This window comes from Acinetobacter sp. P1(2025) (assembly GCF_051390655.1).
In the GTDB taxonomy this organism is placed as follows: domain Bacteria; phylum Pseudomonadota; class Gammaproteobacteria; order Pseudomonadales; family Moraxellaceae; genus Acinetobacter; species Acinetobacter junii.
The window spans coordinates 1-17794 of record NZ_JBPKBJ010000067.1 but is presented as its reverse complement, the minus strand read 5'-3'; the positions used below and the strand labels follow the sequence as shown (position 1 = coordinate 17794).

The following is a 17794-nucleotide window of genomic DNA, read 5'->3' as shown; positions in this document are numbered from 1 at the left end:
TTCTGATGTGACAAAACCTGAGTCCTTTATAGTTAAAGTGTTTGTTTGCACTCATATTTTAACTATTTAGACTCAGGTTTTTTTATTTAAAGCAAACTATGGGACAGCAGTGGTGTCAACTCTCCTTTTACGGACAAAGTAGGAAATCTGCTTAACTGTGTTTGTTGTTTTTGTGAACGTGCTACAGCAATACCTGCTTGAGCTGCAATCATTTGTGGAATTGTATTGAATTGAGGTTCTGCATATAAATCAGATTGTTTCACCAAATCCTCAGGAATAGTCCACTGAATCTTACTGACGTCAAAACCAAGCAAAGTGTATAAGTGTTGTTGATTTTGGCTCAATAAAGATTGTTGAGCGATTAACGCGGATTGAGCAGACTGCAAATAAGACTGTGCTTGTATCGGGTCCGCTTGGCTACTGATACCAGCATTAGCCCTTAGATTCGCCATCTCTTGTATGCGTTTAATACCTGCTATTTGCTGATTCGCGATTTGAATAAGTTTTTTATAACGTTGAATATTAATAATCGTTTGTGCAACATCTAGTGAGATATCATCAATTTTCACCAAAACATTGGCTTGTTCAACTGCAAGTCTTGCTTGTTCTGTATTGACACCTGACTTCACTTTACCGAAGTCATAGACCATTTGAGATGCACTCAAGGCAAGAACTTGCTGACCTCTTGAACTCTTTTGTGTCAAATCACCTGTATTCATACCGCCCGTAATCTGCGGATAGTAACCAGCTTTAGCAACATCTATATTTGCATTTTGTGCAGCAAGAGTTGCTAAAGTCTGAGAAATTTCAGGATTACGTTGAACTGCGATCTGTACAGCATCTTTAAGTACGCGAGGCTGACTTTGTATAATCGGTACAGACGCAGGCTGCATAGGTCGCCCGCTACCGACTACGGGTAAATTATTATTCGATGGTGTCACCGTGAAATTACTTAGCTTTTGCATGTTAGCAACTTTGAAATCTTGGTTGCTTTTCGGTGCAAGCAGCTGAGCAATATTATTTTTTAAACTGTGATATTTTTCACTCGGTGTTTCTGCATGTACTACAGGTACGGAAAACGAAAGTACACATAATAGCCATTTCAAATCTATACATGTTTTGTGTGCTCCATCATCTACATTTAAATCGTTGTTAATGCTCATATTCTTTTCAAATTGTTATCATTTAAAAGCCCATTCATTCTACTCATTTTTAAAATAAAAACACCATGCGAAAACTACAATTTACACATCGCTTAAATGTTTGTTTTTTGTAATATAGATCACACTTTTTTGCTAATAGCTTAGCTATTATTAGCTTTGACCATAGATTTATTAAATTAAAATCAAATACATAAAAAAGAAGAATGAAAAATATTCCAGTAAAAGTCACGTATCTATTTATTATTTCTATTATTTATAAAAAGAAAAAGAGCTATTTAGCTCTTTTTCATATTGTTCAAATGGCGATTTTTAAACCACAAAATCATCACCTAAATACACTTTACGCACTTGCTCATTATCTAGAATTTCCTGAGGAGTACCTTCTGCAATGACTGCACCCTCACTCACGATATAGGCTTTTTCACATATCGCTAATGTCTCTCGAACATTATGATCAGTAATCAATACGCCAATACCGCGCTCTTTCAAAGTTTGAATAATATCTTTGATATCACCCACAGAGATTGGATCAACACCTGCAAATGGCTCATCAAGCAACATAAACTTAGGATCTGCTGCTAATGCGCGAGCAATTTCCGCACGGCGTCGCTCACCACCTGATACGCTCATCCCTAATGAATCTTTGATATGGCTAATTTTAAAATCATTCAATAATTCATTGAGACGTTGCTGGCGCTGTTGCTTGTTTAAGTCTTTTCTTGTTTCTAAGATCGCCATAATGTTTTCAGAGATCGTGAGCTTTCTAAAAATAGAAGCTTCTTGTGGAAGATAGCCAATCCCTTTTCGAGCACGCTCATGCATTGCAAGATCAGATAAATCGAGATCATCTAAATGAATCTCGCCTTTATCCATACGTACCAGACCAACAACCATATAAAAGCTCGTCGTCTTTCCAGCACCATTAGGTCCCAGTAAACCCACAATCTGCCTGCTCTGCATCGTAAAAGAAACATCTTTTACAACCCAGCGCTTACTATAATTCTTTGCTAAGTGTTTGATACACAAAGTTTGTGGTTGTTGTACTGATTGTTCCATTAATCACGCGCCCCTGGGAAGCTTTTAGAACTAGAAGGTGGAATAATAATTTGAACTCGATTGGTAGATGAACCTTGAGCCTCAACATCACCTTTATTCATACTATATTTCAAAGTATTACCACGGATGCTAGAACCATCTTGATATAGATAAGCTTTTCCTGACAAAGTAATGATCCCTGTGTCTGCATTGTAAATAATAGTTTGAGCCTCGCCTCTTGCTAAGCCCTTATTTACATCCATTTGCTGCTGAAACTTCGCTGGTTGACCCTTTGCTGTAATAGTTTGAATTTCTTTCTTACTATTTAATGTTGCAACAATGGAATCTGCTTGTAGCTTCATCGTTCCTTGCTCAATCACAACATTACCCGTATACGTTGTGATACCTGTTTTATCATTATAAGTCGCGCGATCAGCAACCAATGATAATTGTTGATTACGGTCTGAGGGTACGGCAAATGCTGAAACTGAGCTAAATGCAACTGCTATACACGCAACATGTTTTAGGAAAGCTAAACGATATTTAGAATTAGGAATTAGGCGCATACTTTCCTCGAACTTTGAAAAACTCATATTGACCATTGTTTAAATTTGCTTTCAGAGCTTGGCTGACGAAAACTGAATTTGGTGATTGCACTGTAACTTGATGTTGTGTTTCCAACTCTCTCGTTTTTGGATACCCAGTCAACTCATCAGTACGAAACTCCATTTTGTTGCCTTGATCTGATAATTTTGTTGCGACAACATCACCCATTAAAACAATTTTAGTATTGTCGTCATAACCTTTGGCTTGCTTTGCATAAAAAGTCGCATCTGGCTTACCTTGTTTAAACATCACGGCATTGAGTTGATCCAACTGTGAAGTTTTTGACTGCATATTTTGTTCTAATTGCTTGATTTCAGCACGAACGTACAAGTTACCTTGCTCATCCGTTTGGGTTAGGTGAACACCCTGAGCTGAATACGTCATATTTTTAGCCGATTCAACATCAAGCTTTTTCGCTTTGCCGCTATAGTAATAGTAGCCACCGCTAATTGAAGCAACCACTACAGCAACAACATATAAAACTCTGGTATCCATAAACAGGGTTACCTAACCTTTGGGTAGTTCATTCTATATTAATGTGGTACAACTAAGTATTTTGCAAGTAGCTCTTGGTAAACACCTTTTGAAGTAAGCAACATGTCACAAACTTCTCGTACAGCACCACGCCCCCCCATTGCTTGGGTGACAAGATGAGCACGACGACGTACTTCCTCATGCCCATTCGGTACTGTAATACTCATACCCGCAATTGCAAATGCAGGTAAATCGGGCCAATCATCACCCATGTATAAACAATCTTCGGGAAGAATGTTGAACTGAGCACAGGCTTCACGTAATGCTGCACCTTTATCTTCACGTCCCTGAAATACCAAATCAACGCCCAAATCTGACATTCGTTTTTCAACTATATGGCTTTTTCGTCCCGTGATAATGATCACTTTCATACCAGCCTGTTGAACCAATTTCATTCCTAAACCATCACGAATATCAAATGATTTAATTTCATCGCCCGAATTCGTTAATGTTACAAAGCCATCGCTTAAGATTCCATCGACGTCTAGCACGAGTGCTTGTAAATGACGTGCTTGTTCTTGTAAAGCATAAGATGCCATGGCTTAATTTACTCCTGCCTGAATTAGATCATGCATACTAATAACACCAATAACTTTATTGGCATCATCAACAACTACAAATTGATTGATTTTACGCTCATGCATTTTTTCTAATGCTTCTACTGCGCGAGCTTCCTGAGAAACCGTAAGTGGATTTTTGGTCATGACTTCTGCAACAGGTAAATTAACATCAAAACCTTGCTGATGATCGATCATACGACGTAAATCACCATCAGTAAAAATACCTAGCAATCTATCCTGTTCATCAACAATAGTTGTAAGCCCAAGACGTTTATCAGAAATTTCGTATAACACCTTATTCATCGGTGTATCAGGTTTAACTTTTGGTAATTCTGAACCCGTATGCATCAAATGTTTTACATGTAAAAGTAAACGTTTCCCTAAAGCTCCAGCAGGATGCGAACGAGCAAAATCATCTGCTGTAAATCCACGCGCCTCCAACAAAGCCACAGCCAATGCATCGCCAAGCACTAAGGTTGCTGTCGTACTTGATGTTGGCGCTAAACCTAATGGACAAGCTTCATCAGCGGCACCTAATGTTAAAGGTACATCAGCATTTTGTGGCATTGGCCCTTTATCATCACGACTAATCGTAATCAGTGGAACGCCTAGATGCTTAATCAAAGGCATAAGCATCATAATCTCATCACTTTTACCAGAGTTTGAGATTGCAATCAGCACATCACCACGCACCAGCATGCCTAGATCGCCATGACCCGCTTCACCTGGATGCATAAAAAATGAAGGCGTACCTGTTGAAGCAAAGGTCGCCGCCATTTTCCGTCCAATGTGACCAGATTTACCCATTCCTGTAACAACAACACGACCTGAACATTGCAATAAAATCTCACATGCACGATCAAAGCGTTCATCTATTTGTGTTGCAAGAACTTCAATCGCTTGCTGTTCGACGCGCAGCGTTTCTAGCGCGCTTTTTTGGAAATTTATCGTTTGTGACATGCAAGTTTGACTCAAAATAATGTTCAATCTACATAAGCGTAGATGATTTTAATCAAAAGAATTGCGGAGATTCTAGCATAACTGTTTGTGAGAGACGTTTCTAAATGTATAAGATTTCTTAGAAAATGAACAAATATAGAACCCCTATAATTTAATCAGTTCATTCCTTTAGAACATGTTTTTTTATGCGGATAACTTTATGAAAAATGATGCATACGTTATGATGTAACGCTAATTTTGTTGAGTGTTAAAAGCCCTTATGCAACCTTTTGTTTTATATAACTCTGAGCAACGTAAAAAAGTTGAATTTGTCCCACGCAAAGAAGGTCAAATCGACATGTATGTCTGTGGTATGACCGTTTACGATTACTGTCATATTGGACACGCTCGAGTTATGGTTGCATTTGACTACATCATCCGCTTCTTACGTAGCCAAGGTTGGAAAGTACGCTATATCCGCAATATCACTGATATTGACGATAAAATTATTGCGCGTGCCAATGAAAATGGAGAAAGCATCCAACAACTTACTGCACGATTTATCGAAGCGATGAATGAAGATGCTGCTAATTTAGGTTGTGCTGCGCCAGATGAAGCTCCCAAAGCGACTGAATACATTGATCAAATGCAAAACATGATCAGCAATTTGGTAGATAAAGGTGCTGCCTATCCTGCAAGCAATGGTGATGTCTATTTTGAAGTCACAAAATTCGATAAATACGGTCGACTTTCTGGCCGTAAACTCGATGATATGCAAGCAGGTGCTTCTGAACGCGTAGATGTTGAAGTTGAAAAGAAACATCCTTTTGACTTTGTACTTTGGAAACATGCAAAGGAAAATGAACCTGCTTGGGCATCTCCTTGGGGTAATGGTCGCCCAGGTTGGCATATTGAATGTTCTGCAATGTCGACTTGTTGCTTGGGTAATCATTTTGATATTCACGGTGGTGGTTCAGACTTAATGTTCCCTCATCATGAAAATGAAATTGCACAAAGTGAAGCTTCAACAGGCGAACAATATGTAAATTATTGGATGCATGTTGGATTCATCAATGTCGATGGTGAGAAAATGTCTAAATCATTAGGCAATTTCTTTACGATTAGAGATGTGATGGAAAAATTCCATCCAGAAGTGATTCGTTACTTTATTGTCTCCTCACATTATCGTAGTCCAGTCAATTTTTCTGATGTTGCTTTAAAAGAAGCTAAAACTGCGTTGAGTCGTTTCTATCATTCATTTAAAGCCTATCAACAAACATATGGTCAGAAAACTGTTGATGCATTAGATCAAAGTTTTGTTGAACGCTTTAATAATGCAATGTGTGATGATTTCAACACGGCTGAAGCGATGGCTGTTCTATTCGAGCTTAATAAAGAGTTAAATCGCGCAGTTAAAGAAGAACAAGCTGAACAAGCAACAGTTCTCTACTCAACTTTACGTCAGCTCACAAATATTCTTGGTCTAGTTCAACACGATGTAGATGAATTCCTTAAATCAGATATCGGACAAGAAGCTCTAACACTTTCTGATGCTGAAATTGAAGACTTTATTCAGCAACGTGTGGATGCGAAAAAGGCTAAAGACTTTGCCAAGGCTGATAGTATTCGACAGTCTTTACTCGATCAAGGCGTGGTTTTAGAGGACACTCGCCAAGGTACAATTTGGAGACGTGCTGATTAATTCAACACTTAGGATTATAGAGAGTTGACAGTTTAATGAAATTCTCTATAATGCGTCCATATTGCGGGAATAGCTCAGTTGGTAGAGCATAACCTTGCCAAGGTTGGGGTCGCGAGTTCGAGTCTCGTTTCCCGCTCCAAAATTAAAAAAAGCTCTAGTCATTTGATTAGGGCTTTTTTTATTTCTTCTCATTCGATCATAAATCTACAAATAACTGTTTGACGAATCCAGATTATTATCTATCCATCATTAAGCTTCCTAAACAAATTAAATAAAAATCATAACCATGGTTTAATCAGATTTACCAAAAGTTCAAGAACACTTACACTCATCCCCTAAACTTTTTTTCATAACTCTCATAATTTAATCCTTTGTGTTTTTTTAAATTAGGTTTAGTAAAAATGAAAAAATCTATTATTGCTCTATCGATTGCATCTATTTTTCTTGTAGCTTGTAGCAAAATAGAGAATAAAAAAACTGAAGAACAAGCACCGACTTCTGCCACAAGTGAAGTAGTAGCAGAAACTACAGTTACAGATAACGCACATACTGCAGAAAATGCTTTAGATTGGAATGGTACTTATAAGGGTGTATTACCTTGTGCTGATTGTGAAGGTATTGAAACTAAATTAGAGTTAAATTCAGATAAAACATATGAAATTAAAGAAACATATCTCGGTAAAGGGGATGGTAAACCTTTTGAAAGTAAAGGTAGTTTCCAATTCGATAGCAAAAACCCTTCAGTGATTGAACTAGACCAAGCAGGTGATGGACGTAAATATTTTGTCGCTGAAGGTTATCTTAAAGCTTTAGATTTAGAAGGTAATGAAATTACAGGCGAGTTAGCTGATAAATATCAATTGAAGAAAGAAGCTGAATAATAGATTTTCTGCTTAATTATTTTTTCTAGAAACATAATAAAAAAAACCCTGCATAAGCAGGGTTTTTTCGAATCAATCAGAAGCGATTAGCCACCGAATTGGTTCATTGTGTTTTTGCTAGCATCACCAGCTTTAAGTGCGTTCTCACCAGCAAAGATTTCTTTGTGATCATCACCGATGTCAGAACCAGCCATTGCTTGGTGTTTAACACATGCGATACCACCGCGGATTTCTTTACGTTGTACGCCAGCAACATAAGCCAACATACCCTCTTCACCGAAGTAACCTTTAGCAAGCTCATGAGTAGAAAGAGCAGCTGTGTGGTAAGTAGGAAGAGTGATCAAGTGGTGGAATACACCTGCTTCACGTGCAGCATCAGCTTGGAAAGTACGGATCTTTTCATCAGCATCAGCAGCTAATTCAGAGTTATCGTACTCAGCGCTCATTAATTTAGCACGGTCGTAACCAGATACATCTTTACCTTCAGCAACCCAACGGTCATACGCTTGTTGACGGAAGTTTAAAGTCCAGTTGAACGATGGAGAGTTGTTATAAACAAGTTTCGCGTTTGGAACTTGTTTTTTGATGTCGTTTACGAAACCAGCAATACCAGCAACGTCTGGAGTTGGAGTTTCGATCCAGATCATGTCAGCGCCGTTTTGTAAGCTAGTTACACAGTCAAGCACAACGCGGTCGTGTTGAGTGCCTTCACGGAACTGGTACAAACCAGAAGCTAAACGAGTTGGGCGGTGTAATTTGCCATCACGCTTGATAAGGATTTCGTCATCAGAAGCTTCAGAAATATCGATTTCTTTAGTGTCTAAGTAGCTGATGTATTGAGAAGCTAAATCACCTTTCTCTTTAGATACAGGGATCTTTTGAGTTAAGTCAGCACCTTCAGAGTCAGTACGTGCAACGATAACACCTTCGTCAACACCAAGCTCAAGGAATGCATAACGTACAGCATTGATTTTAGCTAAGAAGTCTTCGTGTGGAACAGTTACTTTACCAGCTTGGTGACCACATTGTTTAGCATCAGAAACTTGGTTTTCGATTTGGATTGCACAAGCACCAGCTTCGATCATTTGTTTAGTTAACAAATAAGTTGCTTCTTCGTTACCGAAACCAGCATCGATGTCAGCAATAATTGGCACAACGTGAGATTCAAAGTTGTCGATTTGTGAAATGATTTCAGCAGCTTTAGCAGAATCACCAGCTTGTTCAGCTTTTTGTAAAGCACGGAACAAATCATTTAATTCTTTAGCGTCAGCTTGACGTAAGAATGTATAGATTTCAGCGATTAGTTTAGGTACAGAAGTTTTTTCGTGCATAGATTGGTCAGGAAGTGGACCAAATTCTGAACGAAGAGCAGCAACCATCCAACCAGAAAGGTAGATGTAACGCTTGCTTGTAGTACCGAAGTATTTTTTGTTCGCAATCATTTTTTGTTGCGCGATGAAACCGTGCCAGCAACCTAATGATTGAGTGTATTTGCTTGAATCAGCGTCATATTCAGCCATATCTTTACGCATGATAGCAGCTGTATATTTAGCGATGTCTAAACCAGTGTGGAAACGGTTTTGAACCATCATACGAGCAGCATCTTCTGGGCGAATCGCACCCCAAGTACCACCTAATTTTTCTTTAACGGCACGAACGTGCTCTAAAGCTGATTGATATGTCATGATATTTTCCTTTCAGGGATTGGCATCGAATGCACGCTGAAAACCATGCTTTTTTATAGGCTAGATTTCAAGCACTTCATCAATATGTTGCACAGCTTAGTCTTTGCCAAGAGATTAATCCAATATTCTTGGGTAATTTTCGGTATTTTTTTTTGAAATATGCCTTTGAACATGAATTTATAGCGAGTCAAAGTCATTACAAACCATTGTTTTAAATAATATTTAATTAAGCTTAACAATGAGATTAGAAAATCAAATTTATTAAAAATGAATATCTTTTAATCGCTCATCTTTCAGAGTTCCACCCCTAAAATTTTATCAAATTGACATTTTTTGCCATTTAATAGGTCATTTATTTTGTTATTTACTAAACAACTGTGCTTGATATCTTTGGTTAATTCTAAACCAAATTTAGATGTACTTTAGTTTTTCTCAAATTGCGTTTTTAACTATGCTTTTTGGCGGATTAAATTACACAAAAGCCTTTAGATATGTCATAATTCAACACAATTTAAATATTTTATTCTCGGTATTTTTTTTATGAATCTGGAGCGGGTCGATCTCAATTTATTAATTTATCTTGATGTACTACTTCGTGAAAAAAATGTCACACGCGCAGCAGAACAATTAGGTGTTACTCAGCCTGCGATGAGTAATATTCTAAGAAGATTGCGTAATCTATTTAATGACCCCCTGCTTATTCGCTCTTCAGAAGGTATGACTCCAACTGAACGCGCTTTAGAATTACAACCCCGTATTCGTGATGCCCTTTCTGATCTATCAATGATCTTAGAGCCGCGAACTGAATTTAGACCCTATACAAGTAATCGCGTTTTCCGAATCATGACATCGGACTATGCTGAAGCAACTTTAGTACCGAGATTAGTTAAAGCTCTTCGATCTGAAGCACCAAACGTTGTACTCGACTTTTTAACTCCAAGTGATGTTTCATATCGTGATATGGAACAAGGTAAAGTTGATTTAGCAATTAACCGTTTTAATGAAATTCCTCAAAGCTTCCACCAAGTCTTAGTTTGGCGTGATAGCTTTAGCTGTATCCTTAATGACAAACATCCAGCTGTCACCCACCTCAATTTAAAAAGCTATTTAGATGCTCAACATATTTGGGTTTCTAAAACTGGCATGGGCGTGGGTTTTGGCGTTAACCCCGATAAACAAGCTGGTTTGGGCTGGATTGATCAAGCCTTAGAGCGGATTGGTCAACGACGTAAAATTTCAGTATTTACACGTCATTATCAAATGCCAGCGCTTTTAGCTCAAAATGTAGATTTGATTGCGACGCTACCAACACGTATGGCACGCCTTCAAACTCAAAATCCGAAATTAGTCATCAAAGACCCTCCATTTTATATTCCAGAATTTGAATTAAAAATGGCATGGTGTCCTTTACTCCACCACCATCCTGCACATCGTTGGTTAAGACAATTAATTTTATTTGTCGCACGCCAAATGATTGAGGAAGAAAATCGTGAATTTTTTATAAATAATTCACAATTTTCACAATACTAAAACAAGCTATTGTAAAAATATTGCGAGTTTGTTGAAATATCAGCAGATTCTACTTCTTTTGAGAATATGCTGTTTTCATAAATAAGATTATTACACTGAGGTAAGGATTGAGTTATCTCAGTACTTTTTTTGTGTTACAACATATTCATAATAATGATGAACCACAGGTGATATGTGAGTCTCTTCCAAAATATTATAGTTATTATTCTACTGATTTCAGCAGCAGGTTTTTTATCACTTACTGAAATTGCACTTGCAGGTGCGCGAAAAGTTAAATTAAAAATCCTCGCTGAATCTGGTGAAACCCGCGCACAAAAAGTTTTGGATTTGCAAGAACAATCCGCTGATTTCTTTGCTGCATCACAAATTGGTTTAAATGCAGTTGCTATTCTGGGTGGTATTTTGGGTGAAGCAGCTTTTCGTCCATTTTTTGTAGAAATGATTAAAGGTTTTTATGCTGGCCCTTGGTTAGAAACCATTGGTTTTGCCCTATCATTTACTATGGTCACTTCACTATTCATTTTATTTGCTGATTTAATGCCAAAACGCTTGGCAATGATCGCTCCAGAAAAAATTGCAATTAGCGTTATTGATCCCATTCAAGTTTTTATCAAGGTTTGCAAACCCTTAGCTTGGGGAATTAATGCGATTGCAAACTTGTTATTTCGCTTATTTAAGGTAAATACCATTCGTGATGACAACATTACCTTTGATGATATTTCAGCAGTAATGGATGCAGGTGCACAAGCAGGTGTCTTACAAAAGCAAGAACATCACTTTATTGAAAATGTATTTGAACTTGAAGAACGAACTGTTCCCTCAAGTATGACTACACGTGAAAACGTGGTTTATTTTACTTTGACGGAACATGAAGATAGCATCCGTCAAAAGCTAGCTGAATATCCTTATTCAAAATTTGTTGTGTGTAATGAACATATCGACCAAGTTATTGGTTATGTCGACGCTAAAGATATTTTAATTCGTATCTTAAACAAGCAATCCTTCACACAATTGAATGAATCAACTATTCGTAATGTACTCATTATTCCAGACACACTCACCTTATCTGAACTACTAGACCGTTTTCGCTCAACTAAAGAAAAATTTGCTGTTGTTATCAATGAATATGCTTTAGTCGTTGGTGTTATCACCCTGAGCGACATTATGATTACCGTTATGGGTGATTGGGTCACACCAATGGATGAAGAGCAACAAATTATTAAACGTGATAATCACTCTTGGTTAATTGATGGCAGCACACCAATTGAGGATGTAAAACACGTTCTAGAAATTGAAGAGTTTCCAGAAAATGAAAACTACGAAACGATCGCTGGTTTCATCATGTATCGTTTGCGTAAGATCCCTCGCCCTGCGGATGCGGTAGAATATGCAGGATTTAAATTTGAAGTCGTCGATATTGATCATTATAAAATTGACCAATTGTTGGTGACTCAGATTATGCCAAATCAAGAGAATGCTTTAAAAGATCACGAAGAATAATGTAAATATAAAAAGCCCAACATTGGGCTTTTTATTTAAAAATAAACCAAACAAGCATAGCGATTAAAAAAAGAACAGCAACTAAAAACTGAATACCACTGCGACTACGTTGAGCCAATTGTTCTTGTATAAATACTTGCTCATTTGGGTGAGTATCTAAATAACGATCTACTAATTCTTTAGACTCTTTCAGACCTAGACCCGTTTTTTCACGTGTTATTTTTATCGCATCAATTAATTTACCTGACCTTAATGCAATTAAAGCTTCATGTGGTAACTCTTCCATTTGAGTCATGTGCCAAACATCCTTGTTATTCTAATCCATTAATTTATAAAATTTTTTATATGATAACTATTTAGTTACCACCATACAAAGAAATTAGTTCATCTAATGTCGCTTGATAATGAATAAGAATATCTTCTGATAAAATTTTATATGCATTATCAAATTGCACCATTGGCCAACCTTCTTTCCAAAATGGAAAAATATTATGCAAACCTTCTGTCACAATTGCATCTTCGCGTGTGATAGCTTGAGAAACCTGAGATAAAACTTGAGCTGTTTCTGCCCCATCAATTGCTAAATAATCAATACCACGTACTTTTAAGATTCGGATACGATCTTTTTTATAACGTATTTTTTTGGCCTGTCCTGCATTTAGTCCCAAAGCTAAAGTAACAGCCTCTACAAACTTCTCTTCAAAACTATTATTCAGCGCAACCAAAGCATTTTTGTGTGCTTCTTGACGACCAACTTTCCCACCATTACGAATGATCTCTTTAGCTTCAACATCAAGCTCATCTTTTTTCATAGACTGTAAAATGTCTAAAATTTCGATATCGCTTAAATACTCAGGAGATTGTTCAGTCATGGGAGTCCAAATACAAAAATTCAAAGCGCTATTGTCGCATAAAAGTAAAATTAAAACAGAACTAAAATATTCTTATGTAATGCATAAAAAGATGAAATAAAAAGTTAATTGTACTCTGGATGAATAATTTGCTTAATGCCTAAGCATTTATAATCTATAAAAAAAACCCGCTTTCGCGGGTTTTTAAAAATCAGCTCAGATAATTATAAACGAACTAATTCAACAATTTGTTCTGCTGCTTCTTCAACAGTTTCAACAGTTAGGTCTGTATCCGTACCTTCAACGGTAGTTGTAATGACAACAACACCTGTTTCACGTAACAAATTGATCTGATCAACTGATAATGTAGATTTTGCAATCGCCACTACACCCTGTTGGATCAATAAACTTTCTAAGGCTTGAGCATTTTCGATTAATTGTGCAGAAATACCTATCACCGCAGGTTTCTGACCTAAACGAGCAGCACGATCTTCTGCAGTAACTGGATTGCTATGCGCAGTCCACTCAACAGCAGCTTCAACCATACCTGCACCAACCGTAACGTTGCTTAAACGGTCAATAAAGATAAATGAACCTGTATAACGACTGTCTTGGTATTGATCAAATACAACTGGCGCATCAAACTCAATAACCACATCAGCAATTGCATTCAACTCAAGCTCTTCAACTTGTGTATGTTCAAGTGTATTGACATTAACTCGGAAATTAATCGCTGTAACTTTAGCTGGTACAGTTTGAGTACCAATCTTCACGTTATAAAGTTTACCTTTAACTAAAGGATGTTCAGTCATCCAAACAACTGAAGCACGAACGCTACGTGAAATTAAAGGTTGCTCGCCTGCACGAACCAATACATTACCACGTGAAATATCAATTTCATCATTCAATGTAAGTGTCACTGCTTGACCAGCAGCTGCGCTTTCAAGATTTCCATCAAAAGTTACAATTTCTTTAACTGTTGATTTCTTACCTGACGGTAGTGCTACGATTTCATCGCCTACTTTGATTTCACCAAGCGCAATCGTTCCTGCAAATCCACGGAAATCAAGGTTTGGACGATTCACGTATTGAACAGGGAAACGGAATTCATGTTTATTCGATTCACGTTTGATTTCCACTGATTCAAGAATATCCATCAGCGTTTGACCTTTGTACCAAGGTGTGCTCGCAGATGGATTTACAACGTTATCGCCATTGAGAGCTGAAATTGGAACAAAAACGATATTTTCTGGACGACGGTTGCCTAACTGATTTACAAACGCATCATATTCAACTTGAATTTCATTGAATCGAGTTTCAGAAAACTCAACCAAATCCATTTTATTGATCGCAACTACGATATTTTTGATACCAAGCAAACTTGCGATAAAGGTATGACGACGTGTTTGTGTTTGAACACCATATCGCGCATCAATCAAAATGATTGCAAGGTCAGCAGTTGAAGCACCAGTCGCCATGTTGCGCGTATATTGCTCATGCCCTGGTGTATCCGCGATGATGAACTTACGTTTCTCAGTTGAGAAATAACGATACGCAACATCAATAGTAATACCTTGTTCACGTTCAGCTTGTAGACCATCTACAAGAAGTGCAAGGTCAGGCGCATCACCCGTTGTACCTACTTTTTTACTGTCTCGAGTAACTGCTTGCAATTGATCTTCATAGATCAACTTTGAATCGTAAAGTAAACGACCAATAAGCGTTGATTTACCATCATCCACGTTACCGCAAGTCAAAAAGCGTAGCAGGTCTTTATTTTCGTGCTGTTTTAAATATGCCAAGATGTCTTGGCTAATAAGATCTGATTGATGAGACATTGCTCAAAACTCCACATATTCTTTAGAAATCATTTTAATCTCCCTAAATCCCTCTTTCTAAGAGAGATTTACTTTAGGAAATTAGAAGTAACCTTCCTGCTTTTTCTTTTCCATTGAGCCAGCTTCATCATGGTCAATCATTCGACCTTGGCGTTCTGAACTAGTGGCCAAAAGCATTTCCTGAATAATTTCAGGCAAGGTATCTGCTTCCGATTCGACTGCACCTGTTAATGGATAACAGCCTAATGTACGGAAACGCACCGATTTCATTTGTGGAACTTCACCCTCTTTTAAACGCATACGCTCATCATCTACCATGATCAACGTACCACTACGCTCTACAACTGGGCGAACAGCTGAGAAATAAAGAGGAACAATTTGAATGTTTTCTAGATAGATATATTGCCAAATATCTAACTCAGTCCAGTTAGATAATGGGAATACTCGAATGCTTTCCCCTTTGTTTACTTTACCGTTGTAAAGATTCCAAAGTTCTGGACGTTGGTTTTTAGGATCCCAACGGTGTTTCGTATCACGGAATGAATAAACACGTTCTTTCGCACGTGATTTCTCTTCATCACGACGTGCACCACCAAAGGCAGCATCAAATTGGTATTTATCCAAGGCTTGCTTTAAGCCCTGAGTTTTCATGATATCCGTATATTTTGAACTACCGTGATCAAATGGGTTAATCCCAGCATCACGTCCTTCTTTGTTCTGATGAACAATCAAATCAAAGCCATGTGTTTTCGCCATGTTATCGCGAAAAGCAATCATGTCCTTAAATTTCCAACCCGTATCTACATGTAGTAATGGGAATGGGAGTTTCGCTGGATAGAAAGCTTTTAATGCTAGATGAAGCATAACCGCCGAATCTTTACCAATCGAGTAAAGCATCACAGGGTTTTCAAACTCAGCAGCAACTTCACGGATGATGTGAATACTTTCAGCCTCAAGCTGTTTGAGGTGAGTTAATCTATTCTCAGTCATGTACACTTCCTCCTTTATTCATGCTACCCATAAAATCTATAAGCGGTCTTACACCACCACTTGGAAGACCGTGTGGAGGAACGAGTATCATAACAACTCCAATTTTTCGTGATATCGATGTTATTACCAGAACTTAATTAATGATCTAGTAAGGTTTATTCATTATAATAATTTAGAGAGAGTTCTTTAGCTTGTTTTTTCATATCAATATGCAAAATTATGATATGAATATATAACTTCATTATAAAAGTGAAACCATTTATTTTTATTCTAAAGTAAGAAAAGAAGCCTGTTTCAGCTTCTTTTCTTGGGATTATGATGTTTAAAATTAGAAACGGAACATGTTACGTTCTAATGGAATTTCAACACCTACAGAAACACCACCATCATTGCCATTTAAATCTGAATCACTCACCCAACCATTAATCTTAAGTGGGATTGTTGGCTTTAAATAGTGTGTCCAAGTCAAGTCTAAACCTTTCACAGTGTCAGCTTCTGGGAAAGCTGCATTGTTATCTTGCACACGTTGAGTTTGACTTACTTTTGCATAAATAACACGACCACTTAAACGATTCATTACATCAAAACGAACATTTCCACCAACAGAATACATCTGACCATCTCCCCCCATTGCATGGCCTAATGGGAAACCATGTTGATAGTAGCCATCCGTGTACTGATGATGGTTATAAGAAATTCCCTTTGCTTTTCCGTTTGTTCGTGTATCTGCCCATTCAGCATAAAGTTGATATGGCATATTTTTGTAACTCGAAGAGAAATCAGCACCAGCTAGGTAAAGATATTTAGCTGGTAAACCACCAGCCTCATCTTCACCGACAAATTGAGTATATAAGCTCATTGGAACATTCAACAACGGTTGCAGTAATAAACGCCCATCAAAACCAGCGATTTGGTTTGATGCATTTTCATCACCAGTACAACCGCTATCATCACAACCATTGTCTTTACCAATCATTGCATTCCAATAAGCTTTAAAACTATTTGGCTGACCTTTACCACCAATCTGAACTGTACGTGAAGCTCCCAATTCAAGATACGGCAAAGGTTGTGCAGTTAAACGTAATCCAATCAATTTTGCATCTGGTACAGCTTTATAGTCATCTAATTGACCTGCAAAAGCCTGATATTGCCAAGGTCCAATCCAAGACAACCATTTTGTTTCAAAAGCATCTTGAACTGCACGTTGTACAGTCACACCATATAGAGGGCGACTTGCATCGCCACGAATTAAGCTACCATCATGCCCTGGTCCCCAATAAGTTGGAATTTGACCTGCAATAACCCATTGATTCCAAAGCTTACCAGCTATATAAGAGCCCTCTACATTTGCATCATTTCCATTATCAATTAATGGATCTTTTTCACCATTGACACGAAGTTTAGCAACCCAATTGTCACCACCAGCATTCAACTCAGCTGCGATTTGATATTGAGATTTTTGGTTATCACCAAATGCTTGGGGAACTGTCTTTAAATCCGTACCAGCATGCAAACCCACTTTTACAGTTGCATTGTCTGCCTGCAAAGTGTTTATCACAGAGTTCACAACTTTTTGCTGTGTATTATTAGTCACTTTCGCTTGTGACAACGCTCTTTGAATTTCATCACCACTTAACGGCCATGTAGATGTACTGATTTGAATGACACCTTGCTGGTTTAACCAATTTAGATCAGTACGTAAATTTTCATCGTTGAGCACTAAGCCTTGCGCAAAAATAGTCGATGAAAACGAGGCAAATAATGCGATAGAAAGCGATTTTTTAGAAACATGTCCAAACTGTTCTCAAGTTTATTTATGAGCACATCATCGTTTTTTTAGAGACACATTTCAATCCTCTAACCAAACAATAGACTTCTTGCAAAAATCAAAAAACGATCAACGTTTTGTTTGTTTTTTATCCACATTAAAAAGTCATGTTCTACTATCATGAGTACATGAAATATGAAAAAGTAAAGATG

15 protein-coding genes, 1 tRNA gene and 1 pseudogene are annotated in these 17794 nt (G+C 37.6%); 5 read left to right on the top strand and 12 right to left on the bottom strand.

The window, feature by feature from the left end; genetic code table 11:
- Positions 1-104: 104 nt before the first annotated feature.
- From ACSC97_RS14505 to ACSC97_RS14480, 6 genes and pseudogenes are all read right to left on the bottom strand, one after another.
- Positions 105-1163 (bottom strand): annotated as a pseudogene (locus tag ACSC97_RS14505) (TolC family protein); the annotation flags it as partial.
- Positions 1164-1472: 309 nt separating this feature from the next.
- On the bottom strand, positions 1473-2219 hold the full coding sequence (lptB, locus tag ACSC97_RS14500) for an LPS export ABC transporter ATP-binding protein (protein ID WP_436661602.1): 747 nt from the start codon (positions 2217-2219) through the stop codon (positions 1473-1475).
- Positions 2219-2764: a lipopolysaccharide transport periplasmic protein LptA gene (gene lptA, locus ACSC97_RS14495; protein ID WP_151690443.1), complete on the bottom strand. Its 546-nt coding sequence runs from the start codon at positions 2762-2764 to the stop codon at positions 2219-2221. The genes lptB and lptA overlap by 1 nt, the downstream gene beginning before the upstream one ends.
- Positions 2748-3299: an LPS export ABC transporter periplasmic protein LptC gene (gene lptC / locus ACSC97_RS14490; RefSeq protein WP_436661600.1), complete on the bottom strand. Its 552-nt coding sequence runs from the start codon at positions 3297-3299 to the stop codon at positions 2748-2750. Before lptC ends, lptA begins: the two co-directional genes overlap by 17 nt.
- A 38-nt stretch (positions 3300-3337) precedes the next feature.
- Positions 3338-3877, bottom strand: a complete 540-nt coding sequence (locus ACSC97_RS14485; RefSeq protein ID WP_436661598.1) for a KdsC family phosphatase — start codon at positions 3875-3877, stop codon at positions 3338-3340.
- A 3-nt stretch (positions 3878-3880) separates the two neighbouring features.
- On the bottom strand, positions 3881-4858 hold the full coding sequence (locus ACSC97_RS14480) for a KpsF/GutQ family sugar-phosphate isomerase (protein ID WP_004913362.1): 978 nt from the start codon (positions 4856-4858) through the stop codon (positions 3881-3883).
- Between the two features lie 259 nt (positions 4859-5117).
- Here ACSC97_RS14480 and cysS point away from each other — a divergent pair, with 259 nt between their 5' ends.
- The 3 genes from cysS (at position 5118) to ACSC97_RS14465 (ending at position 7420) form a co-directional block, all read left to right on the top strand.
- A complete protein-coding gene (cysS, locus tag ACSC97_RS14475; protein ID WP_005402950.1) occupies positions 5118-6539 on the top strand; it encodes a cysteine--tRNA ligase in 1422 nt (473 codons plus the stop codon).
- Positions 6540-6602: 63 nt separating this feature from the next.
- A tRNA-Gly gene (locus tag ACSC97_RS14470) sits at positions 6603-6678 on the top strand.
- Positions 6679-6940: 262 nt separating this feature from the next.
- Entirely contained in the window at positions 6941-7420 is a 480-nt protein-coding gene (locus tag ACSC97_RS14465) for a copper resistance protein NlpE (RefSeq protein WP_204378795.1), read from the top strand.
- A gap of 86 nt (positions 7421-7506) precedes the next feature.
- Here the strand turns inward: ACSC97_RS14465 and ACSC97_RS14460 are convergent, their stop codons facing one another.
- A complete protein-coding gene (locus tag ACSC97_RS14460) occupies positions 7507-9108 on the bottom strand; it encodes an isocitrate lyase (protein WP_035338572.1) in 1602 nt (533 codons plus the stop codon).
- 537 nt (positions 9109-9645) lie between these two features.
- On the opposite strand from ACSC97_RS14460, the gene ACSC97_RS14455 reads away from it, so the two are divergent.
- A complete protein-coding gene (locus ACSC97_RS14455) occupies positions 9646-10635 on the top strand; it encodes a LysR family transcriptional regulator (RefSeq protein WP_004913372.1) in 990 nt (329 codons plus the stop codon).
- Positions 10636-10809: 174 nt separating this feature from the next.
- Positions 10810-12135: a hemolysin family protein gene (locus tag ACSC97_RS14450; RefSeq protein ID WP_004913375.1), complete on the top strand. Its 1326-nt coding sequence runs from the start codon at positions 10810-10812 to the stop codon at positions 12133-12135.
- 31 nt (positions 12136-12166) lie between these two features.
- Here the strand turns inward: ACSC97_RS14450 and ACSC97_RS14445 are convergent, their stop codons facing one another.
- The 5 genes from ACSC97_RS14445 to ACSC97_RS14425 form a co-directional block, all read right to left on the bottom strand.
- On the bottom strand, positions 12167-12430 hold the full coding sequence (locus ACSC97_RS14445; RefSeq protein WP_416700277.1) for a 50S ribosomal protein L7/L12: 264 nt from the start codon (positions 12428-12430) through the stop codon (positions 12167-12169).
- 61 nt (positions 12431-12491) lie between these two features.
- A complete protein-coding gene (locus ACSC97_RS14440) occupies positions 12492-13007 on the bottom strand; it encodes a hypothetical protein (protein ID WP_004913382.1) in 516 nt (171 codons plus the stop codon).
- A gap of 203 nt (positions 13008-13210) precedes the next feature.
- Positions 13211-14824 carry a sulfate adenylyltransferase subunit CysN gene (gene cysN / locus ACSC97_RS14435; RefSeq protein ID WP_112986823.1) on the bottom strand — a complete coding sequence of 538 codons (1614 nt, stop codon included), beginning with the start codon at positions 14822-14824 and terminating at the stop codon, positions 13211-13213.
- 81 nt (positions 14825-14905) lie between these two features.
- Positions 14906-15814 carry a sulfate adenylyltransferase subunit CysD gene (gene cysD / locus ACSC97_RS14430; protein ID WP_004913386.1) on the bottom strand — a complete coding sequence of 303 codons (909 nt, stop codon included), beginning with the start codon at positions 15812-15814 and terminating at the stop codon, positions 14906-14908.
- Positions 15815-16142: 328 nt separating this feature from the next.
- Positions 16143-17582 (bottom strand): capsule assembly Wzi family protein, encoded by a 1440-nt coding sequence (locus ACSC97_RS14425; protein ID WP_436661604.1) that lies wholly within the window; start codon positions 17580-17582, stop codon positions 16143-16145.
- Positions 17583-17794: the final 212 nt, after the last annotated feature.